The sequence below is a fragment of the Neopusillimonas maritima genome, assembly GCF_003576595.1.
GTDB lineage: Bacteria > Pseudomonadota > Gammaproteobacteria > Burkholderiales > Burkholderiaceae_B > Neopusillimonas > Neopusillimonas maritima.
Genome location: NZ_NQOU01000001.1, coordinates 944,759 through 966,167 on the forward strand (window position 1 = coordinate 944,759; position 21,409 = coordinate 966,167).

The following is a 21,409-nucleotide window of genomic DNA, read 5'->3' on the forward strand; positions in this document are numbered from 1 at the left end:
GCCAGCGCACTATGTCACCTCTGCCGAGAAGGCGCGACGCCGGCGCGCAAAGCGATCAAACATCAGATAAATAACCGGCGTTGTATAGAGCGTAAGCACCTGACTGCACAACAGGCCACCCACCATGGCCAGGCCCAGAGGCTGGCGCAACTCCGAACCCGCCCCGGTTGCCAACATCAACGGTACTGCTGCAAACAAGGCAGCCAATGTCGTCATAAGAATCGGGCGAAAACGGAGCAGCGCCGCCTCGTGAATCGCCGCTTGCGGCGCCAGGCCGCGTGTGCGTTCAGCTTCAAGGGCAAAGTCGATCATCATGATGGCATTTTTCTTGACGATCCCAATCAACAAAATAATGCCGATGACCCCAATCATGTCCAGGTCGCGCCCCGTAAGCAACAAGGCCGCCAACGCCCCGACCGTTGCCGAGGGTAAGGTAGACAGGATTGTGACCGGGTGAATGAAGCTTTCATACAGGATACCCAGCACAATGTACATCACCATTACCGCCGCCAGCATCAACCATAAGGTACTGCTTAACGATGCTTCAAACGCCCTGGCCGCGCCCTGAAAACGCGTTTCAACCGACGCCGGCATGCTCAGCGTTTGCTGTGCTTGTTCAATTGCCGACACCGCATCTGAAAGTGCAACATCTTCGGGCAAATTAAATGAAACGGTGACCGATGGAAATTGATCCTGACGTCCAATCGACAACAACGTATTCGACGGTTCAACACTCACCACGCTGGTAAGCGGCGTCGTACCGCCCGACTCAGTAGACACATGAATGCGCCCCAAATCCGACGGCGTCGAACGGTATTCCGGTGCCACTTCCAGCACCACGCGATACTGAGCCGATTGTGTGAAAATAGTGGATATCTGCCGTTGCCCGAACGCATCGTACAAAGCTTCGTCAATATCGGCCACGCTGACGCCCAAGCGAGCGGCTGCGTCCCTGTCGATCAGTAAACGCGTTTCCAGGCCGTCTAATTGCAAATCGTCGGTCACCTCGGCCAACTCAGGCAAACGCTGCAATTTCTCAACCAGGCGTGGTACCCATTCGCGCAATGTTTCCATGTCCGGGTCGGAAATCGTCATTTGGTATTGCGTTCGACTCACCCGGTCATCAATCGTTAAATCCTGTACCGGTTGCATGAAGACCTCAAGCCCCGACAAACCTTTCAGGTCTTCCTGCAAACGCTGAATCACTTCCTGGGCGTTCGCACTGCGCTGCGCCAGCGGCGTCAAAGCGATCTGCATGCGCCCGGTATTCAGTGTTGTGTTTGTGCCGTCTATGCCGGTAAAGGATGTGACGGCTGCCACGTCCGGATCACGCACAATGCGCGCCGCAGCCTGTTCCTGCAAACGGGAAATGGCCGAAAACGAAGCAGTTTGTGGGCCCTGCGTAACTGCCTGGATCAGGCCGGTGTCCTGTTGCGGGAAAAACCCTTTGGGCACCCACCAATACAACAATGCAGTCAGGGCCAATGTTCCCAAAGCCACCAGCAGTGTGAGCCGCTGCCGCTGCAATACCCACTGCAGGCTGCGATCATAGGCCTGAATAAGACGTTCGGTATGGTGACCCAACCATTGCTGAAAGCGGCTCATGCGCTCTTCAGGCTCACGCCGCAAAAACTGCGCACACATCATTGGCGTTAAGGTCAGCGAAATAAGCAGCGATAGAAAAATCGCTACCGCAAGCGTCAGAGCGAATTCGCTAAACAGGCGGCCGATCACATCGCTCATAAACAACAGGGGTATCAACACTGCAATTAACGAGAGCGTTAGTGAAATAAGCGTAAAACCGATTTGTTGCGCGCCTTTCAAGGCGGCATGCAAGGGTGAGTGCCCCTGCTCTAAATGGCGCGCAATATTCTCAATCATGACAATGGCGTCATCAACCACAAACCCGGTTGCAATCGTGAGCGCCATCAACGTGAGATTGTTCACGCTAAAACCCAGTAAATACATGGCGGCAAACGTCCCCACCAGTGATAACGGTACAACAACGCTGGGAATCAGCGTGGCCGTCCAGGTACGCAAAAACACAAATGTCACCAGAATAACCAGGGTGACCGCCATGACCATCTCTATTTGAACGTGTCGGACTGATTCACGAATCGTCTGGGTACGGTCACTGGCAACCGCCATATCCACGCCGACAGGCAAAGCCTCGCGCAATGAAGGAAGCAATTCCTTAACACGATCAACGACCTGGATCACGTTAGCGCCGGGTTGTCGCTGAATGTTCAACAAAATAGCGGGTGTCGTTCCGAACCAGGCCGATTGCCTCACATTCTCGGCTCCTTCACGAATCTGAGCCACATCCCCCAAGCGTAATGCACCATCATTCTCGTAAGCCAGAATAAGTGACTCGTAATCCTGCACCGAGCGCAGTTGATCGTTTGCGTTAATCGTGGTGGATCGCTCGGGACCGTCGAGATTGCCTTTGGGCTGGTTGACGTTCGCCGATAGAATCGCGCTGCGTACCGATGAAAGCGTCAAGTCATGCGCAGCCAAGGCTTGCGGGTTGGCCTGAACCCTTACTGCAGGGCGCTGTCCCCCGGCAATGCTGACCAGGCCCACGCCCGATATCTGCGACAATTTCTGCGCAACACGCAAATCGATTAAGTCACGCACTTCATACAGCGGCAAAGTTGGTGACGTAATGGCCAGGCTAATCACCGCGGTATCTGCTGGATTCACTTTGTTGTAAACAGGCGAAGACGGCAAATCGTTCGGCAGCAGATTCGAAGCGGCATTAATCGCCGCCTGTACTTCCTGCTCGGCGACATCGAGCGGGACATCAAGGCCAAACTGCAAGGTAATTTGAGACTGCCCACCGGAGCTGGTGGACGACATCTGCGTCAACCCCGACATTTGTCCCAACTGACGCTCCAGCGGCGATGTCACCAGCGCCACCATGACATCGGGACTGGCGCCGGGGTACTGCGTGGAAACCTGAATTGTCGGGTAATCCACTTCCGGCAAAGCGGAAACAGGCAACATCCGATACGCCAGAACGCCGGCGATCAACAAGGCCAGCATCGCCAGCGTTGTGGCCACCGGGCGCAAAATGAACTGCCGGGATAAGTTCACTTTGGCCCCTTATTCCTCAACAACTTCCACCTTGGCACCATCGCGCAAGCGGTCCACGCCTTCCGTTACAACCACCTGTCCACGCTGCAACCCTTCCAGGACCGTGACGTCGCGCTCTTGCACCGCGCCCGTGACGATCGGCTGCACTTTAACCGTGTTGTCTTCCAGCACCCGATAAACAAAAGAACCTATAGACCCTTGCTGTACCGCCCTTGCGGGAATAACCAAGGCATTTTCCAGCGTGTTCACCACGAGTCTGACGTTCACAAATTGATTAGGAAAAAGCGCCTCATCTTCATTGGGAAATTGCGCTTTCATCCGCACAGTACCCGTTGCCACGTCAATTTGATTATCGATGGAAACGAGCACCCCGCGTGCCAGTTCGCGCGTGTTGGTGCTGTCGTACAAAATAACGGTAAGCGTATTACCGTCCCTTAGCTGCGCACGCACTTCGGGCAACTGCGCTTGCGGCAATGAAAACAATACTGAAATCGGTTGGGTTTGGGTAATGACGACCAAGCCCTCTGTATCACCGGCACCGATTAAATTGCCTGGATCCACCTTACGCAGGCCCACGCGGCCGCTAATCGGTGCCTTGATCTGAGCGAACTCCAATTGGAGTCGCGCGTTATCCACCTCGGCCTGATCGCTCACCAGCGCACCCTGATACTGCTGCACCAGTGCGCGCTGCGTATCAAGCTGTTGTCGTGCAAGCGAGTTTTGTTTGAAAAGTTGCTCGTACCGACGCAAATCACGCTGGGCATTCTCCAACAATGCCTGGTTCTGCGCCTGTTGGCCTAATGCCTGGTCAAGCGCGACCTGGTAAGGACGCGGGTCAATACGTGCCAGCATATCGCCGGCCTGCACTTTCTGTCCTTCGGCGAAAAGCACGGCCTCAAGTTCACCCTCCACCCGGCTGGTGACGGTAACCGTGTTCAGGGCTGTTACCGTTCCAACCGCCGGCAACACCACCTGTACCGACGATTCTGTTGCCGTGGCCGTTCTCACCGGCACCGCCATATCCATCATGCCACGCATGCCGGGTAACCCCGACTGATTTTCCGTATCCGACCGATTCAAATAAAAATACATACCGGCCGCCAAGGCCAGTAACACAATCAGCCAGATCCACCCACGTCGCCGGGATACGCGCGCCTTTTCAGACTGCGACATTTGTTCTCCCTGTTAACAAATATGAGCGTTATTCTCGCTTATATTAGGAAGCAAGGCGAAACGAAACCTGCATTCTGAAATTGAACGCAACAATTATTGCCAGTAAATTAGAAATTGCAGCGCGAAAGGCGAAAGGAGATGTCGCGGGTGACCGACAAAGGCTTAAGCTCGTTGTCTTGCATGGAAAAGCGAACCCAAATGACATATTTATTAGCGCTCATTTCGGGAAACACACCCAAAGCCGGATCGACCCACACACGCAAAAGCTGGAAGGTTTTACCGGTAAGCATTTCCTGATAGGCGCCCTGTGTTGCTTCCAGCTCAATTGGGTCACCCGATTCGCGCAGCAACCTTAGAATGAGCGACAACCCGTTATAAAGCGGCAGGAAGGGCTCAATCCATTGTTGAAGATCCTTCATACGCACTTCCATGGGCTTGATTTGCCATGCGTAATAAGAGGGAATGTCGGCGGGTGACGATCCGCCTGGAACACTAAGACGACCCCGCAGACTGGCCAGCCATTCGTTATCACGCAGCACTTGCCCCACACGACCCTGCGCCGCCAGATCGGAAGCCGTTTTTTCCAGATCGGCCACCATTTTGTCGAGGGTCGTTTCATCGACCCCCGGATGACGCCGCAGTGCGGTTAATGACGCGCGCTGTCGTTCCAGGTCTTGCAAAACCGAGCCCCGTAAATCGGTACGATCACAAATTTCTAGCAGGTCGAAAAGGGTCGCAACCGCGATCTGGTGGTGATAAACCTCTTCTTCTTCTGCAAAAAAGAACAGGCGCCCGAATAGGTGCTCGACCCGGAGCAATGTTCGAACCCGTTCATTACATGGATACTCGTAAAGAATCACGCGACCAGTTACCTATATCTGTTTCGTAATAAGCAGAACCTGTTTACCAATGCAGGATGTTATACCAGTGAACACCAGTATTCGTGCAATTCGCGTGCACGCGAGCGCAGTTGGCCTGGTGTGGTTGCGCCGTCGTTCAGAACAACGTCGTTTGCCTGTGCCAATCGTGCATCGCGTGTCGCTTGTGCTGACATGATACGCTTAATGGCGTCGATCGTCAGCCCACTGCGTGCCTGCACGCGTTTAATTTGCGTTTCGGGATCGCAATCAACGACACACACCCGGTCTACCTTTTTGAGCCAGCGACCCGTTTCCACCAACAATGGCACAACCAGCACAAGATAGCACCCCCGGGCCTGACGCGCCTGCTGTTCTGTAACTTCTGCTATCAAGGGGTGAACAATCGCTTCAAGCGCGCGCCGGCTTTCCGGATCACCAAACACCCGCTCACGCATCGCGGCGCGGTCCATTGCCCCGTCGGCCGCAACCACTTGCTCACCAAATGTGTCTTGAATTGCCGGCATGGCCAAACCACCCGGTTGCGTGAGCTGATGCGCAATGACGTCAGTGTCGATGACACTGGCGCCCCATTCCTGAAAAAGGTCGGCGACCCGGGTTTTCCCAGAGCCAATGCCGCCTGTTAATCCGATTTTCAACATAGTCCCTGCTTATTGGTTGCCTAAGACCGTATTTTATCCAGCTTAAAACTCCTCGGGCCTAAGAAACAAGAAGGGCCGACGCGCCCGACAACACCAAGTAGGGACCAAAAGGCAGTGTTTGCGCTAATACTGAGCCGGCATCAACGCGATCAGTGCGCTGTCCGAATCGCAAGAAATGACGAACAAAAACAACCATTAACCCCAAAAAACACGCCCACAGCAGCACCAGAGGCAAAAGCCCATACCCCAGCCAGGCCCCAAGAGCGGCGGTCAATTTGAAGTCACCGTGTCCCATGCCTTCCCTGCCCCTTATACAAAGAAACACCCATGAAAGCAGCCACAAAAATCCATAACCCGCCATGGCACCGCCTACAGACTGGTGCAACGACACAGGCAAAATACCCGACCACGACAAACCCAAGCCCAGCCAAAGCAACGGCAAGGTCAGCAAATCCGGCAATAAACCGGTATGGGCGTCGATCATGGCCAGCATAACAAGCACACCTAACGCACCTAAAAGAGAAATGGCATAAACCGATACACCGTAGCGCGCGCCCACCCAGGCACCCAAAACACCGCCCAGCCCCGAAGCACCTGCCAAGCGTCGCAGGCTTCCCACCCCTGATCGTGTCGCCCCCGCTGTCAACATGCAAATATTTCTGACGCCGTTTGCGGCCAGCAGGCTACACACGCCTACGACTATCGCGCCCGTCGTGGCCAAGACAACGATCGCACCGAGATGCGTTTGCCATGCCGGAAACGGCCACTCAAACAACTCAACCCAGTGACGCAACGAAACAGAGTTGCGTAGAATAAGCGCTATATTCAATTCTTGATGGAAAGCCATTATGCGAGCCCCTATTAATTTTCTAAGCGCAGTTGCCCGGCCCAGCTTTCACCCTGCAACCGTGGCGGCCATCAGCCTCATTACGCTGGCCGGATGCGCGCAGCAGCAACAACCGGGTTACTACGAACCCGCCAAAGAGTCCACGCTGTCGGATGCGCGGTCTCAAGCTCAGGGGCGCCAGGACACTCGTGCACCGTCGCAGTTACAGCTGGGTTTCGGCAAAGACCAAACCGAACAACCGCCGGCGGAAACCCAAGATCAAGAAGCAACAGAATCGGGATCGGCCGACCAAACAAATGTCATCCGCCCCTTACGTGAACCTAAAACCTTTCTGGGCACTTTGCCATGCAACATGACCCTGCAGTCGTGCTCAGCCAGCCGTTTCACACTTACACTGGCGCCATCGGGCGAGTGGCGGGCCCGAGCCCAGCCTTTAGACGGCGCGGCAACCAACCAGCCGTTTTTGGAACAAGGTTGCTGGAAAGTGATCGGCACCGAACCCTGGCGCATTCGTTTGCAAACCCGTGACGACACGACACTGAGCGCCCTCACCTTTGAACACAACAATCTATTGCGCTTGAACAGCATGAACAATGTGGAAGCCGCGTTGCCATTCCATTTAACACGCCAGGCCGACATTGACGGCATAAATGAACTTAAAGATCAGCCGGCAATGAACTGCCGTCCTTGAACCATTTATAGGGAAAGCCGTTGGATATAACGGCATCGTATGCGCACCGGTGACTCGCACTGCATTGTGCTTTGTTGCACTCCCGCATACCCGACGGCCCTACGGCACCCTGTGTATCGCCGGCTTTACAAAACCGATATACGGGCCAACGCCCTTGGTAGTCGCTAATACCCAGACTTCGAAGCCACAGCCGGGTTAACTGAACAGCATTGCGCACATCGGTTTTATCGAAAATCCGGGCCCGGTGTGCCTCGACAGTGCGCTGAGACAACGCCATTTCCAGCGCGATGTATTTATTCGACATTCCCTCGACGATACCAAGCATGACCTCGCGTTCCCGGGGTGAAAGAATGCAGAACGGCTTAACTTCGAATTGAGTCTGGTCCATTTTGTCTCCAACGGTTATTTTCTGGAAACAATTTTGACACGAAAGAAACAATTCGTAACCTAACAGAACTGTCAGGATATTTAAGCCCGCTCAACTTCCAGGTTGTCGATCAGTCGCGTACTGCCCAGCTTTGCGGCGGCCAGCGCCACCAGCGGGACCCCTTCTTTCATCTCTTCGGGGCTAGGCGGCAACAAATCGCGCTGACGGCGTACCGTGAAGTAATCCACCTGCCAGCCTCGTTTTTTCAAATCATCGATCGCCGCCTGCTCTAAAGCGACACAATCAGACGCACCCGCCAGAACGTCCTGACGCAACTGCTGCAATAAAGCATATAAACGCGGCGCCTCTGCCCGTTCTTCAGGAGACAAATACCGGTTGCGTGACGACAGGGCCAGCCCGTCGGCGTCGCGAACCGTTTCATGCGCAATAATTTTTACCGGTAACTGAAACTGCCGGCACATATTCCGCACCACCATTAACTGTTGGTAATCTTTCTTGCCGAAAACGGCAACACGCGGCTGTACACAGGAAAACAGTTTAAGTACCACTGTACTGACGCCCATGAAAAAACCGGGCCTGAACTCCCCTTCCAGAATCCCGCCAAGATCCGGCGGCGGCAAAATTTGATAACTTTGCGGCTCGGGATACATTTCGCTTTCATTCGGCGCAAACAACACATAAACATCGCGCTCGCGTTCGAGCTTTTCAATGTCGTCCTGCAACGTACGCGGGTAACTGTCGAAGTCTTCATTCGGGCCGAACTGCAGACGATTCACAAAAATACTGGCTACGACCGGATCACCATGCTGACGCGCCATTCGCATAAGAGACAAATGCCCCTCGTGCAAATTCCCCATGGTGGGAACAAAAGAAGCGCGAAGCTGGCCGCGCATTTGATCACGCAAAGCCTCAATAGTGTGAACGACTTTCAAAAAAATCTCCGTAGATAACAATCCGGAAAATGGCCGCAGGACGGCTTAACCTTAATTTGCGGCTTGCGTTGTGTAGGTGAGCCGCACGTATATGGGCGCATAAGGCGCGGCCTGGGTTACCTCCAGCAAAGACTCGCGCGCCAATTCGAGCATCGCCAGAAAATGCACCACAATCACCGGCACAGTATGCCCTTGGTCGACTGATTCACTGAAAAGCTCGGTAAACTCCATGAATCTCACATCGGCCAAGCGGCGCAAAATACGTGTCATATGCTCACGCACCGACAACTGTTCACGCGTAATTTTGTGATGCGCATTCAGTTTTGCCCGACGCATTATATCGGCCCATGCCTGCCGCAAGTCATCTGCGCTGACGTCGGGCAACATTCTCTCAACGCGAATATCCATCAACGCGTGCGCGCGCTGAAAATCGCGCCCCAATTGCGGTAATTCATTCAATTTTTGAGCCGCCAGCTTCATGCGCTCGTACTCGAGTAGCCGACGCACCAATTCGGCCCGGGGGTCATCCGGCTCCTCTCCTGTGTCTGTTTTCTTAACCGGTAAAAGCATGCGCGACTTAATCTCGATAAGTAACGCAGCCATTAACAGATACTCCCCCGCCAGCTCAAGGTTGTGCTCACGTATTTGATCAACATACGACAAATACTGGCGCGTGACTTCCGCCATGGGAATGTCCAGAACGTTGAAATTCTGTTTGCGGATTAAATACAAGAGCAAATCGAGCGGCCCCTCGAAGGTTTCCAGAAAAACCTCAAGTGCATCAGGCGGGATATAAAGATCTTGCGGCAAGGCGAACAAAGGTTCACCATACAATCGCGCAAAAGCGACCGAATCGACGACATTGGGCGTACTATCGATAGCCGGATCGACCAAAGCCCCGATATCGGGTGGTTGAGCCCGGTTAGGCATTCGAATTACTTGGTTTGATAAACATAAGGCGCTTGAGGTACTTTGGCCGCGCGATAATTTTCCAGCAACTCGGAATCAAGTTGCCGTTCCCACAAGCGAGCCCGCCCCTCACGCTGGCGTTGCTCGGTGTCAGGGTGCTCGCGCTTATATTCTTTCAAAAACTGCGTAATTTCCGACTCGTAATTCTTGGCCATAATCTCAATTCAATAAAATAGGTTTGCCAACGCATTGGCTCGCATCATATTCCAGTTTACTTCAGCCGCAAAAAGTTAGAATCCGTTATGTCCGAAACGCCATCATCACCCTCCTCAGAAGAGGCCGGCCGGGAACGGAAAGCAGTGCGCATGATCCCCTTTATTGTGGGTTGTGCACTTTTCATGCAAATGCTGGATGCCACGGTCGTGGCCACGGCCATTCCAGCCATGGCGGCCTCTTTGGGCACAACAGCGGTACAAATGAATATATCCATTACCAGCTACTTGCTGGCACTGGCCGTGTTCGTGCCCATCAGCGGTTGGGCCGCCGAACGTTTCGGCGCACGCCGTCTATTCATTACAGCAATTGCGCTTTTTTCACTCAGCTCTATTGCATGCGCGGTTTCCCAAAACCTTATACAACTTGTATTAGCACGTATCGCGCAAGGCGCTGCCGGTGCCATGATGGTTCCCGTCGGGCGCATTATTATGCTGCGTAAAACGCCCAAAGAAGACTTGCTCAAAGCCATGGCCTTTCTGGCCATGCCTGCATTGCTAGGCCCGATTTTAGGGCCGCCGGTTGGGGGGTTTCTGGTGACGTACGCTTCTTGGCACTGGATCTTTCTTATTAACGTGCCGGTCGGTGTATTGGGGATTTATCTCGTCATGCGATTTATCCGGGAGGAACTGCCCACAACGTCACCGCGCATGGATTGGCCTGGGTTCATTTTAAGCGCGGTCTGTCTTGCCGCGCTGGTTTCGGGGTTCGAAGCCATTGGCCACCAAGGCATTTCCACAACTCAAGTCTTGCTATTGCTGGCAACGGGCCTGATCTGCGGCGTACTGTACATACATCATGCGCGTCGTTGCGATCAGCCCATTCTGGATCTGAGCCTGTTACGCATCCCTTCGTTTGCCGTTTCAATTCTGGGCGGGAACCTATGTCGCTTTATGGTTGGCTCCATGCCGTTCCTTCTGGCCATTCTGCTGCAGGTTACATTCAATTTTTCTGCGTTTCTGGCCGGCCTGATCACGTTTACCGGCGCGGCAGGTGCGTTGATTATGAAAGTTGTCGCCACCCGAATTATTGAACGCTTCGGCTATAAAACAGTCCTCACGTGGAATGCGTTGATATCGGGGTTGTTCGTTGTATTGTGCGCGTTATTCCAAAACAGTACCCCGTTATGGGTCATGGTCGCCATTCTGGCAACCGGCGGTATTTTCCGGTCGCTGCAATTCACTGCAGTCAATACCTTAACCTATGCCGAGCTCAATTCGAACCAAATGAGCAAAGCCAGCACCCTCGCGGCAATGGCCCAGCAGTTGGGCATCAGTTTGGGAGTGGGCTGCGCCGCGCTGGTACTTAACTTAAGCATGAGTTGGCGCGAAGCAACCTCACTCGAACGTGTGGATGTCATGTGGGGCTTCATTGTCATTGGCCTGATTACTGCAACGTCTTTTTTCTCTTTCCGGCGCCTGCCGGCAAATGCCACGGCAGCTTTGGAAAATAAAACACGACGTCGGCAAGCCTGATCTAAAGCGACCATCCATGCACGCGCCTTAACCCTTTAATCGGCCTCATCCAGCAACATCACCAGCTTGCAATCGGGCCTTATCGCCAAATGAAATGTCATCTGACGATACGATACCCGGCCTTTGTCCGGGTGAATAAACGCACGACTTCCGCCTTCACGTTCCACCACCGTCTGGCGCGTCCACCAATGCGCAAATACAGGGCTGGTTTCCAGCAATGAGTCGATCAGAGCACTCACTTCCGGCTCTTCTGCAAACGATGCCGTCTCCGCCCGGAATTCAGCCACAACACGCTGCGCGCGCGCCTCCCAATCCTCAACCAGGGCTCTGGCCGCCTCGTCCTGAAACATAAAACGCAACAGATTGGGCTGGGAGTCGCGATCGGGCCAGCCCGAAAAAAGCTCCAGCATAAGACTATTGCGGCACAGAACATTCCAGCTACGATCAAGAATATAGGCCGGCACGGTTATGCTATCCACGCATAACTGCAAGCCTTCCGGCAATTGCTCCAGCGTCTCACGCCCATGCTCGGGATCGGTAGCCTCGGCCAATTCAAACAAATAGTGTCGTTCTGCACGACTCATTTGCAAGACGCCGGCCAGCCGCGACCAAACCGCCGCAGACACAGAGACATCACGCCCTTGCTCGATCCAGGTGTACCAGGTCACGCTAATGCCGGCCAATTGGGCCACTTCCTCGCGGCGCAAGCCGGGAGTTCGGCGTCTGGCGCCCGCCGGCAAACCAGCGGCCTGCGGCGACACACGCGCACGCACACTACGCAAAAACTCTCCCAGTGCGCGACGGCGTGCCGAATCGGAACCTGGGCCTATCATGACAGCGCTTAAGTGGTTGCCACGCTGGGTTTAAAACCCAGCACACTGGCCAAAGTACGCCGCACGTCATCTTCATTCCGACCGCTGCGCTGTACATAATCGTTGAACTGGTCTTCGCCGATATTACCCACGTTAAAATATTGCGACTGCGGATGGCTTAAGTAAAAGCCCGACACACTGGAAGCCGGATACATCGCAAAACTATCCGTCAGTTCCATGCCAATACTCTGCGCTTGCAAAACCTGGAACATATCCCGCTTTACAACGTGCTCAGGGCAGGCCGGGTAACCAGGCGCCGGCCGAATACCCTGATACTTCTCGGCAATCAGCGATGGGTTGTCAAGCGCTTCATCGGGCACATAGCCCCACAAATCGGTACGCACCCGTGCATGCAGGCATTCAGCAAAACCTTCGGCGAAACGATCGGCCAGGGCTTTGAGCATAATGACTGAATAATCGTCGTTATCGTTCTGGAACATCTGCTCATACTTTTCAATGCCCAAGCCACCGGTAACTGCAAATAAACCAATATAGTCTTTCACACCAGATGATTTGGGCGCAATGTAATCGGCCAGACATTTATTATCGACGCCTTCCCGCTTTACCCCCTGCTGACGCAGGTTTCGCCAAGTGAACAGTACCTTGGAACGCGTGTCATCGGTATAGACCTCAATATCTTCGCCGTGTACCGTGTTGGCCGGGTAAAAAGCCACGACCCCATTGGCCGTGAGCCAGCGGCCGTCGATAATCTTTCGCAACATGGCCTGCCCCTCGTCCAAGAGCTTACGCGCCTGCTCACCAACGATTTTGTCATCCAGAATGGCGGGGTATTGCCCGAACAGGCTCCAGGTCTGAAAGAACGGCGTCCAGTCGATATAGCGCGCAATTTCCGCAAGATCATAATGTTTGAACTCACGGCGACCAATGAACTTGGGTTTGGGCGGCGTATACGTAGACCAGTCGATGTCCGGCCGATTGTTGCGCGCTTCCTTTAACGAAACCAGCGGCGTTTCCTTGCGCTTGGCATGGCGTTCCCGAACCTGCTCGTACTCTTTGGCCAAAGCATCAAGATAGGCTTGCGACTGATCGGACACCAGTTGTGTAGCGACACCCACGGAACGGCTGGCATCGGGCACGTAAATTACCGGGCCTTCATAGTTTGGCGCAATTTTCACGGCGGTATGCACGCGGCTGGTGGTGGCGCCCCCTACCAGCAAGGGTGTTTTACGCTCTTTAAAATAAGGGTCACGCTGCATTTCCGAAGCCACATACGCCATTTCCTCCAGGCTGGGCGTAATTAAGCCCGATAGCCCGACAATGTCGGCGTTCTCTTCCTTGGCTTTGGCCAGAATTTCGGCGCAGGGAACCATCACCCCCATGTTCACCACTTCAAAGTTATTACATTGAAGTACGACGGTCACGATGTTCTTGCCGATGTCGTGAACATCACCCTTTACGGTCGCAATCACAATTTTGCCTTTGGCACGGACATCGCCGCCGGCAGCTTGAATCTGACGTTTTTCCTCTTCAATAAAGGGAATCAAGTGCGCAACGGCCTGTTTCATAACGCGCGCCGACTTGACCACCTGGGGCAAGAACATTTTGCCGGAACCGAACAGGTCGCCCACGACATTCATGCCATCCATCAGCGGCCCTTCAATAACCTGAATCGGGCGTCCACCCTGATCGGCAATTTTCTGACGAACCTCTTCCGTATCCTCGACAATAAACGTGGTAATGCCATGGACCAAAGCGTGAATCAGGCGCTCCTCAACCGATTGATCGCGCCAGGCCAGATCCTCTTCTCGTTTCGTACCAGAGCCCTTGACCGTTTCGGCAAACACCACCAAACGTTCCGTGGGCGTCAGTTCATCCGCTTCGTCGGAGCGCGCTACGGGAGGGTTGCGGTCCAGCACCACGTCTTCAATCAGGTCGAGCAATTTCTTATCGATATCCTGATATACGCCCAACTGACCGGCATTCACAATACCCATGGTCAAGCCTTCCTGAATGGCGTAGTACAGGAACACCGTATGAATCGCTTCGCGCACGGGCTCGTTCCCACGGAACGAAAAACTCACGTTCGAGATACCCCCCGATACACGCGCATGGGGTAAATTCTGGGTAATCCAGCGCGTACCTTCGATAAAGTCGACCGCATAATGATTGTGTTCATCAATGCCGGTGGCAATCGCAAATACGTTTGGATCAAAAATAATGTCTTCCGGTGGGAAGCCTACTTCTTCAACCAGCAACTTATAAGCTTTGCCACAAATATCAATACGGCGCTGCAGTGTATCGGCCTGACCTTTTTCATCGAAAGCCATCACCACCACGGCCGCACCGTACTTGCGGCACAAACGCGCCTGCTCAAGAAACGGCTCAACCCCTTCCTTCATGGAGATGGAGTTCACCACCGCCTTGCCCTGCACACATTGCAAGCCCGCTTCGATCACGCTCCATTTGGAGCTGTCGATCATAATAGGCACGCGGGAAATATCCGGCTCCGACGCCACCATATTCAGGAATCGGCGCATGCAGGCAGCCGAATCCAGCATGGCTTCGTCCATATTAATGTCGATAATCTGGGCGCCGCTTTCCACCTGCTGACGCGCTACCGACAAGGCTTCCTCGTAGTTCTCTTCGCGAATCAGGCGCAAAAACTTTTTGCTGCCCGTTACGTTGGTGCGCTCGCCTACATTGATGAACAACGAGTCGCCATCGAAGTTCAACGGTTCCAGACCCGACAGGCGCGTTTTAACGGGAATTTCCGGAACCTGCCGAACCGGCAGACTGGCTACTTTTTCCACAATGGCCTGAATATGCTCGGGCGTAGTGCCGCAACATCCGCCCACCATGTTCACCAAACCGGCAGTCGCAAACTCCTGCAGCAGCGAAGAAGTGTCTTCCGGGGTCTCGTCAAAGCCCGTTTCCGCCATCGGGTTCGGTAAGCCGGCGTTGGGGTAAACACACACATAGGTGTCGCAAATTTTAGCCAGCTCGGCCACATAGGGGCGCATTAACGCCGCACCCAGGGCACAGTTCAAACCAATGGTTACGGGGCGCGCATGGCGTACCGAGTTCCAGAATGCCTCGACGGTTTGCCCGGAAAGAATTCGCCCAGAAGCGTCGGTAACAGTACCGGAGATCATGACGGGCAGGCGCACGCCACGTGCTTCAAACACCGACTCCACGGCAAAAATAGCCGCCTTGGCGTTCAACGTATCGAAGATGGTCTCTATAAGTACGATGTCGATGCCGCCATCCAGCAACCCGTTCAACTGCTCGGTGTATGTCTCGCGCAACTCTTCGAATGTCACATTACGTGCTGCAGGGTCGTTGACATCGGGCGAAATGGAGGCGGTTTTAGGCTGTGGCCCCAAAGCACCCGCAACGAAACGGGGGTGCTCGGGCGTGCTGAACTCATCGCATGCCTTGCGTGCCAGCTTGGCCGCCGCCACGTTCATCTCATAAGCCAGCTCGGGTAAACCGTAATCACCCTGCGCTACCGATGTTGCACCGAATGTATTGGTTTCGATGACATCGGCACCGGCTGCCAGATACTGACAATGAATTTCCGACACCAAATCGGGGCGAACCAAACACAAAAGCTCGTTATTTCCCTTCAGGTCTTTCCCATGCGCCACAAAACGCTCGCCCCGGAAATCCGCCTCCGATAACTTATAGCGCTGAATCATGGTGCCCACGGCGCCGTCAAGCACCAGAATGCGATCAGCCAGCGATTCAACGAACCGACGACCATGGGTGTATGTATTCAAGGGATAGGGCAAATTGGGATATGACACGCGAACAGGCCTGAAACAATAAGAACTTAGGGGATAAACCCTTTATTGTAGCCCGTATATATCTTTTACCCTTTGGCTGTGCTAAAGTTTTGGCCCTGTCAGAGGTGCTTTCGGTTATCGGCAAAAAACAGTGTTATCAACATTGTCGCCATTTCTGCGAAAGTTAAACGGGAAACAGAAACACGCATGCCACACAGGGATATATCAATTCATCCCTGTGTGGCACGGCATAAACTGTGCTGCCCCCGCAACGGTACTCATGCAACGCATGCCAGCCCGACACCGGCCCCTGTCGAACCGGCGCACGCCTTTTGGCGTGTTTTATTGTTAATAACGTGCGGGGACGCGCGTTATCTCGCAGGTCTTATCATGAATACCACCCGTTTGCAGCGCCGCCTTTTGGCTCCGGCGCTTTTCATTCCTTTTACCGCCCTCGCGCAAACTCCCTCCTCGCTTGATCCTATTGTTGTCACCGCCAGTCGTGTTGCGCAACTTGAGTCGGAAACATTGGGCGACGTTTCTGTCGTACCGAATGAAAAACTTCGTGAAGCCGGACAACAGAGCCTGGCGGAAATCCTCGCGCAGGAGCCCGGCATTGCGTTCTATAACAGTGGCGGGCCCCAAAACACCACCGGCTTGTTCCTAAGAGGCAACGACGCGAGCCATACGCTGGTTTTAATCGACGGCGTACGCATTAACAGTTCGAATTACGGTGGCGTTAACTGGAATGCTATCGACCCCGCAACGATTGAGCGCGTTGAAATTCTACGCGGCGCGGCAAGTAGCTTGTACGGCTCGGATGCCATCGGTGGCGTGGTTAACATCATTACCCGAAAGCCGGCTGAAGACGAACCACTTAAGGCCTACGCCAACGCGGGTTACGGCAGCCACAATACATTTAAGTCGGGCGCGGGGTTCTCCGGCGCAGCAGACGGCTGGAACTACAACCTGTCTGCCGCGGTCGCGCGCAGTTCCGGGTTCGATGCAACCCAAGAATATGCCTCCGACGCCTACCCGGACAAAGACGGCTACCGGCAGCATAGCGTGGCGGGGGCGCTGGGGTACAGATGGCGGCAAGGTCAGCGTGTCGATTTCTCGTTGTACAACGGTTACATAAACGGTGACTTCGATGCCGGCCAATCACACCCGGCCATTAGCCAGACACGGCAGCAGGCATACACCCTTTCAAGCACGAACCAACTAACGGATTTCTGGGAAAGTGTGCTGCGCTTCGGTTACGCCAAGGAGGACGGCATCAGCTACAGCGGTAACTTCGCGCCCTACGAGTTCGGTTCTCTAACACGCACCTACACCTGGCAGAACAACCTGGCCCTGGATCCTGATCAAAGTATCAGTGTGTTGCTCGAACGCATCGAGGAACGACCATCGGGCAGCATGACTTTTCTTTCAAACCGTCGCAACACACAGGCAACCGGCCTGGTGTATCGGGGCCGGTTCGGAAAGCATCGTATTCAGGCAAGCGTGCGCAATGACCACATTAGCGATTACGGCAGCCACGCCACCGGCGGGCTGGCATACGAACTTGCCCTTACCAAGGCGTGGCAAGTGGGTCTGGCTGCCAACACCGGTTTTCAGGCACCCAGTTTCAACGACCTTTACGCCCCCGGCTGGGGCGGCTTCCCGCCGCAATCCAATCCGAACCTGAAACCGGAAAAATCACGCAACATTGAAGCGCACATTCAATATCGACAAAATGGCATCGAACTTGGCCTGGTTGCCTACCAGAACAAAGTAGACAACCTCATTGTGTCAACGCCGCGCCGGCTCGAGAATGTCGATTCCGCCACCTTGCGCGGCATGACCGCAACCGCAGCATACCAATGGGATCACACCCGGATGAGTGCGGCCGCCGACTTTCTAAACCCCTACGATGACAGCACCGGGGAACGCCTCATCCGGCGTGCACGCCACACCTACCGACTAAACGCGGAACACCGTATCGAGCAATGGACGCTTGGCGCCGAATTTCTTTACGTTGGGCAACGCTATGATGAAACCTTTTCCCAGGGCCGTGTTCACTTGGGCGGGTACAGCTTATGGAATCTGACCGCGAACGCAACGCTCACCAAAAACTTGTCGCTACAGGTGCGCTGGAACAACATTACCAATAAGGACTATACCGATGTGTATGGCTACGCGAATCCGGGCTCGACTGTATTCGTTAATTTGGCCTGGAGAATGTAAACCGCGCGGCGCTCACCGGCGCCTGCTGTTACTCACTCTGGGGCTACTGCCTGTCTGGGCCTGGGCGCAAGCCTCGGCCCCAGAATCGGCGCAGCGTATCGTTAGCCTGGCGCCCCATATCACCGAACTCGTGTTTGCAGCGGGCGCCGGGAATCGTTTGATAGGAACCGTTCAAAGTAGCGACTTCCCTAAGGACGTTGAAGCCTTGCCCAGCGTCGGCGACGGCTTGCATATCGACCCGGAGACGCTGATTTCCCTGCAACCCGACCTGGTTTTGGGTTGGCAGGCCGGCGCAACACAAGGCGTCGCGCCAATCCTGAAAACACTGGGCATCCCCCTTGTTCATATCAACCCAAAATCAGTTCAAGATATCCCCGACGCCATCGAAGAAATCGGCCGGCTAACGGACAACAACGTTTCCGCCCAGGCTGCGGCCGAATCTATCAGAGAGCGGCTGACACACCTCAAGCAACACGCGCCGACGCAATCCGTATCTATTGTGCTGGAAATCAACCCGGCCCCACTTTACGTCGTTGGAAACGACCCTCTGCTGAACAACGCATTGCAATATTGCAATGCAACCAATCAGTTCGCCGATGTTCCGCAGGCAGCGCCGCTGATTGGGCTGGAAAACCTGCTGGCCAATCAGCCCGACTTCATCGTGATTCGGAGCGAATCAAACCGACTAATGAAGGAACGCACTGAGTTTCTGGCCGCTAAGGGCGTACAGGCGGCGCGGCAGGGAAAAGTAATCGGAATCGACCCCGACCTGCTATTCCGGCCGGGCCCCCGCCTGGTCGATGCACTTGAACAACTCTGCACCCAACTGCAAGATCAACGATAAAAAGCGTTGAGCCTATACAATAAGCAGTATTCCTCATTGGTATTTCAAGAAGCTTTTATTCATGACAGCAAAAGACGCATTCTCGCTTGCCGGTAAAACCTACGCTTCACGTTTACTCGTGGGTACCGGAAAATACAAAGATTTTCAGGAAACTCAACAAGCCATTGAAGCCAGTGGCGCGGAAATTGTTACGGTAGCGATTCGCCGCACCAATATCGGCCAAAATGCAAACGAACCCAATTTGCTTGATTTTCTTCCGCCTTCGCAATACACCATTTTGCCCAATACGGCGGGTTGCTTTACCGCCGACGACGCCGTACGCACATTACGGCTGGCCCGTGAACTCCTTGACGGCCACAAACTCGTGAAACTCGAGGTACTGGGCAGTGCCGACAATCTGTTTCCCAATATGCCCGAAACACTGAAAGCGGCCAAGACACTGGTCGACGACGGATTCGACGTGATGGTGTATTGCACCGACGACCCAATTCAGTGTCGCATGCTCGAAGACATGGGCTGCATCGCGGTCATGCCGCTGGCCTCGCTCATTGGGTCGGGCATGGGCATTCTGAACCCATGGAATCTGCGCCTGATTATCGATCAGGCCCAAGTGCCCGTTCTGGTCGATGCCGGTGTCGGCACCGCTTCCGACGCAGCAGTGGCAATGGAGCTGGGATGCGATGCCGTACTGATGAACACCGCCATTGCGGGCTCGCGAAACCCAGTACTCATGGCCGGCGCCATGAAAAAAGCCGTACAGGCCGGCCGCGAAGCGTTCCTGGCCGGGCGCATGCCGCGCAAGCTATACAGCGCCGACCCCAGTTCACCCACCGAAGGCCTGATTCAGTCCCGGAAACCAAAATCATGATCCCCAATGCCTTATCCATTGCCGGTGTCGACCCATCCGGAGGCGCCGGCATTCTGGCCGACATTAAAGCCATGAGCGCACTGGGCGCATACGGCACTGCTGTGGTTGCCGCACTGACGGCGCAAAATACGCGTGGCGTAACCGGCATTGCGCCCGTGCCTCCTGAGTTCGTAGCGCAACAAATCGACACGCTGTTTACCGACGTGCGTATCGATGCGGTGAAAATAGGCATGCTGGGTCAACAGGCCGTTACGCGTGTAGTTGCCGAACGTTTAATGCACTGGCGCCCCGCCCACATTGTGCTAGACCCGGTCATGATTGCCAAAAGCGGAGATCAGCTCCTTGAAAAAGCGGCCATCAATGAGTTGCGTGAAAGTCTGATGCCCGTGGCAACGGTCATCACGCCCAACCTGCCGGAGGCAGGTGTCCTTCTGGAGATGTCCCCCGTTGATAACCTGAAAGAAATGCGCCGGGTCGCGGAAAAACTACGCCGTCTGTTAAATGATAATGGCGAGCGCTGGGTTTTCCTGAAAGGGGGGCACCTGCCGGGCAATGATCCGACTGATATCCTGCACAACGGCGACCAGCTTTTCGAACTGCCGGGCGAGCGCATTCATACCCGCAATACCCACGGCACAGGATGCACGCTTTCCGCCGCCCTCGCCGCCTTGTTGCCACAATCGGCCAATTTGCCCGAAGCCGCGCGTAAAGCGAAAGCGTATTTGCAAGAGGCCATTCGCCACGCCGACGAATTACAGGTTGGCGAAGGTCATGGCCCCGTACACCACTTCCATGCCTGGTGGCAAGGCGATCGCCGGCCTGAATGAGTACAATATATTCAACTTCAAACTCGTTACTAACGTTATGAACGCTACCGGACTTTCCGACACCGAACGTGCCCGCTTCAACATGGTGGAGCAGCAAATCCGACCATGGAACGTATTCGACCCACGCCTTTTGCAAGCATTGTTCGACGTTCGAAGAGAGCGTTATGTCCCGGCAGGCATGCAGGCATTGGCCTTCTCCGATGTCGAACTCCCCCTTATCATCAATGCCATTAACTCGCATGAAACCATGCTTACGCCCAAAGTTGAGGCGCGCTTAACCCAGGAGCTACTCCTTGAGCCGGGTGACTGTGTGTTGGAGATTGGCACAGGATCCGGCTATCAGGCAGCGCTATTGGGTCAATTGTCCCAGCAGGTAACCAGTGTGGAAATCGATAGCCGCATCGCCGGTTTTGCCGTTGAAAACCTGCAACGCGAGCAGGTCGGCAATGTAAATGTGGAAGTCGGCGACGCGCACAGCGGCTGGGGAACGGCGGAATATGATGCCATTCTGCTTACCGGTTCGGTGCCTGTGGTTCCTGACGCCCTTAAATACCAACTCTGTATCGGGGGCCGCATGGTCGTGGTCGTAGGCACAACACCCATCATGACGGTATACCGTATCACCCGCACCAGCGCCGCAAGCTTCGACACGGAAGCTCTTTTCGACACCGTCATCAAGCCATTAAAGGGTACATCGGTGTCCCAGTTCAAGTTCTGACACTC

General features: G+C 54.6%; 18 protein-coding genes. 7 read left to right on the plus strand and 11 right to left on the minus strand.

Features of this window, described 5'->3' with window-relative positions:
* Positions 1-9: 9 nt before the first annotated feature.
* From CJO09_RS04635 to CJO09_RS04655, 5 genes are all read right to left on the minus strand, one after another.
* On the minus strand, positions 10-3,096 hold the full coding sequence (locus CJO09_RS04635) for a multidrug efflux RND transporter permease subunit (RefSeq protein ID WP_119441258.1): 3,087 nt from the start codon (positions 3,094-3,096) through the stop codon (positions 10-12).
* Positions 3,097-3,105: 9 nt separating this feature from the next.
* Positions 3,106-4,269, minus strand: coding sequence for an MdtA/MuxA family multidrug efflux RND transporter periplasmic adaptor subunit (locus tag CJO09_RS04640; RefSeq protein ID WP_119441259.1), 1,164 nt, complete (start codon positions 4,267-4,269; stop codon positions 3,106-3,108).
* A 107-nt stretch (positions 4,270-4,376) separates the two neighbouring features.
* Positions 4,377-5,129 (minus strand): cell division protein ZapD, encoded by a 753-nt coding sequence (zapD, locus tag CJO09_RS04645; protein ID WP_119441260.1) that lies wholly within the window; start codon positions 5,127-5,129, stop codon positions 4,377-4,379.
* Positions 5,130-5,188: 59 nt separating this feature from the next.
* Complete coding sequence (gene coaE, locus CJO09_RS04650; RefSeq protein ID WP_119441261.1) at positions 5,189-5,788, minus strand: dephospho-CoA kinase; 600 nt, start codon at positions 5,786-5,788, stop codon at positions 5,189-5,191.
* A gap of 58 nt (positions 5,789-5,846) precedes the next feature.
* On the minus strand, positions 5,847-6,635 hold the full coding sequence (locus CJO09_RS04655; protein WP_119441262.1) for a prepilin peptidase: 789 nt from the start codon (positions 6,633-6,635) through the stop codon (positions 5,847-5,849).
* A 1-nt stretch (position 6,636) separates the two neighbouring features.
* Between CJO09_RS04655 and CJO09_RS04660 the strand changes: the two genes are divergently transcribed.
* Positions 6,637-7,326 carry a copper resistance protein NlpE N-terminal domain-containing protein gene (locus CJO09_RS04660; RefSeq protein ID WP_119441263.1) on the plus strand — a complete coding sequence of 230 codons (690 nt, stop codon included), beginning with the start codon at positions 6,637-6,639 and terminating at the stop codon, positions 7,324-7,326.
* Here the strand turns inward: CJO09_RS04660 and CJO09_RS04665 are convergent.
* From CJO09_RS04665 to CJO09_RS04680, 4 genes are all read right to left on the minus strand, one after another.
* The gene (locus CJO09_RS04665; protein WP_119441264.1) at positions 7,292-7,714 is read right to left on the minus strand and encodes a response regulator transcription factor; all 423 of its coding nucleotides are present in this window, start codon (positions 7,712-7,714) and stop codon (positions 7,292-7,294) included. The genes CJO09_RS04660 and CJO09_RS04665 overlap by 35 nt on opposite strands.
* A gap of 80 nt (positions 7,715-7,794) precedes the next feature.
* Positions 7,795-8,646 (minus strand): pantoate--beta-alanine ligase, encoded by an 852-nt coding sequence (gene panC / locus CJO09_RS04670; RefSeq protein ID WP_119441265.1) that lies wholly within the window; start codon positions 8,644-8,646, stop codon positions 7,795-7,797.
* 51 nt (positions 8,647-8,697) lie between these two features.
* On the minus strand, positions 8,698-9,576 hold the full coding sequence (locus CJO09_RS04675) for a segregation and condensation protein A (RefSeq protein WP_119441266.1): 879 nt from the start codon (positions 9,574-9,576) through the stop codon (positions 8,698-8,700).
* Between the two features lie 5 nt (positions 9,577-9,581).
* A complete protein-coding gene (locus tag CJO09_RS04680) occupies positions 9,582-9,770 on the minus strand; it encodes a DUF3460 family protein (RefSeq protein WP_119441267.1) in 189 nt (62 codons plus the stop codon).
* Between the two features lie 150 nt (positions 9,771-9,920).
* On the opposite strand from CJO09_RS04680, the gene CJO09_RS04685 reads away from it, so the two are divergent.
* Entirely contained in the window at positions 9,921-11,303 is a 1,383-nt protein-coding gene (locus CJO09_RS04685; RefSeq protein WP_119441268.1) for a DHA2 family efflux MFS transporter permease subunit, read from the plus strand.
* Between the two features lie 35 nt (positions 11,304-11,338).
* Here CJO09_RS04685 and CJO09_RS04690 read toward each other — a convergent pair whose 3' ends face one another.
* Both CJO09_RS04690 and metH read right to left on the minus strand, forming a co-directional pair.
* Complete coding sequence (locus tag CJO09_RS04690) at positions 11,339-12,136, minus strand: helix-turn-helix transcriptional regulator (RefSeq protein WP_119441269.1); 798 nt, start codon at positions 12,134-12,136, stop codon at positions 11,339-11,341.
* Between the two features lie 8 nt (positions 12,137-12,144).
* Positions 12,145-15,942, minus strand: coding sequence for a methionine synthase (gene metH / locus CJO09_RS04695; RefSeq protein WP_119441270.1), 3,798 nt, complete (start codon positions 15,940-15,942; stop codon positions 12,145-12,147).
* Positions 15,943-16,311: 369 nt separating this feature from the next.
* On the opposite strand from metH, the gene CJO09_RS04700 reads away from it, so the two are divergent.
* The 5 genes from CJO09_RS04700 to CJO09_RS04720 all read left to right on the plus strand — a co-directional run bounded on the left by CJO09_RS04700 (position 16,312) and on the right by CJO09_RS04720 (position 21,404).
* Positions 16,312-18,147 carry a TonB-dependent receptor plug domain-containing protein gene (locus tag CJO09_RS04700; protein ID WP_119441384.1) on the plus strand — a complete coding sequence of 612 codons (1,836 nt, stop codon included), beginning with the start codon at positions 16,312-16,314 and terminating at the stop codon, positions 18,145-18,147.
* Complete coding sequence (locus CJO09_RS04705) at positions 18,092-18,991, plus strand: helical backbone metal receptor (RefSeq protein WP_158582710.1); 900 nt, start codon at positions 18,092-18,094, stop codon at positions 18,989-18,991. Before CJO09_RS04700 ends, CJO09_RS04705 begins: the two co-directional genes overlap by 56 nt.
* Positions 18,992-19,052: 61 nt before the next feature.
* Complete coding sequence (locus CJO09_RS04710) at positions 19,053-19,859, plus strand: thiazole synthase (RefSeq protein ID WP_119441272.1); 807 nt, start codon at positions 19,053-19,055, stop codon at positions 19,857-19,859.
* Positions 19,856-20,686, plus strand: a complete 831-nt coding sequence (thiD, locus tag CJO09_RS04715) for a bifunctional hydroxymethylpyrimidine kinase/phosphomethylpyrimidine kinase (RefSeq protein ID WP_119441273.1) — start codon at positions 19,856-19,858, stop codon at positions 20,684-20,686. The genes CJO09_RS04710 and thiD overlap by 4 nt, the downstream gene beginning before the upstream one ends.
* A gap of 37 nt (positions 20,687-20,723) precedes the next feature.
* On the plus strand, positions 20,724-21,404 hold the full coding sequence (locus CJO09_RS04720; protein ID WP_119441385.1) for a protein-L-isoaspartate O-methyltransferase family protein: 681 nt from the start codon (positions 20,724-20,726) through the stop codon (positions 21,402-21,404).
* Positions 21,405-21,409 lie beyond the last annotated feature (5 nt).

Bases quoted from the DNA above. Each gene is read 5' to 3' on its own strand.
- CJO09_RS04665 (WP_119441264.1), bottom strand. From the start codon at position 7,714: ATGGACCAGACTCAATTCGAAGTTAAGCCGTTCTGCATTCTTTCACCC.
- coaE (WP_119441261.1), bottom strand. From the start codon at position 5,788: ATGTTGAAAATCGGATTAACAGGCGGCATTGGCTCTGGGAAAACCCGG.
- CJO09_RS04680 (WP_119441267.1), bottom strand. From the start codon at position 9,770: ATGGCCAAGAATTACGAGTCGGAAATTACGCAGTTTTTGAAAGAATAT.
- CJO09_RS04660 (WP_119441263.1), top strand. From the start codon at position 6,637: ATGCGAGCCCCTATTAATTTTCTAAGCGCAGTTGCCCGGCCCAGCTTT.
- thiD (WP_119441273.1), top strand. From the start codon at position 19,856: ATGATCCCCAATGCCTTATCCATTGCCGGTGTCGACCCATCCGGAGGC.
- CJO09_RS04710 (WP_119441272.1), top strand. From the start codon at position 19,053: ATGACAGCAAAAGACGCATTCTCGCTTGCCGGTAAAACCTACGCTTCA.
- CJO09_RS04720 (WP_119441385.1), top strand. From the start codon at position 20,724: ATGAACGCTACCGGACTTTCCGACACCGAACGTGCCCGCTTCAACATG.
- CJO09_RS04690 (WP_119441269.1), bottom strand. From the start codon at position 12,136: ATGATAGGCCCAGGTTCCGATTCGGCACGCCGTCGCGCACTGGGAGAG.
- CJO09_RS04705 (WP_158582710.1), top strand. From the start codon at position 18,092: ATGGCTACGCGAATCCGGGCTCGACTGTATTCGTTAATTTGGCCTGGA.
- CJO09_RS04675 (WP_119441266.1), bottom strand. From the start codon at position 9,576: ATGCCTAACCGGGCTCAACCACCCGATATCGGGGCTTTGGTCGATCCG.
- CJO09_RS04685 (WP_119441268.1), top strand. From the start codon at position 9,921: ATGATCCCCTTTATTGTGGGTTGTGCACTTTTCATGCAAATGCTGGAT.
- CJO09_RS04700 (WP_119441384.1), top strand. From the start codon at position 16,312: ATGAATACCACCCGTTTGCAGCGCCGCCTTTTGGCTCCGGCGCTTTTC.
- CJO09_RS04640 (WP_119441259.1), bottom strand. From the start codon at position 4,269: ATGTCGCAGTCTGAAAAGGCGCGCGTATCCCGGCGACGTGGGTGGATC.
- CJO09_RS04655 (WP_119441262.1), bottom strand. From the start codon at position 6,635: ATGGCTTTCCATCAAGAATTGAATATAGCGCTTATTCTACGCAACTCT.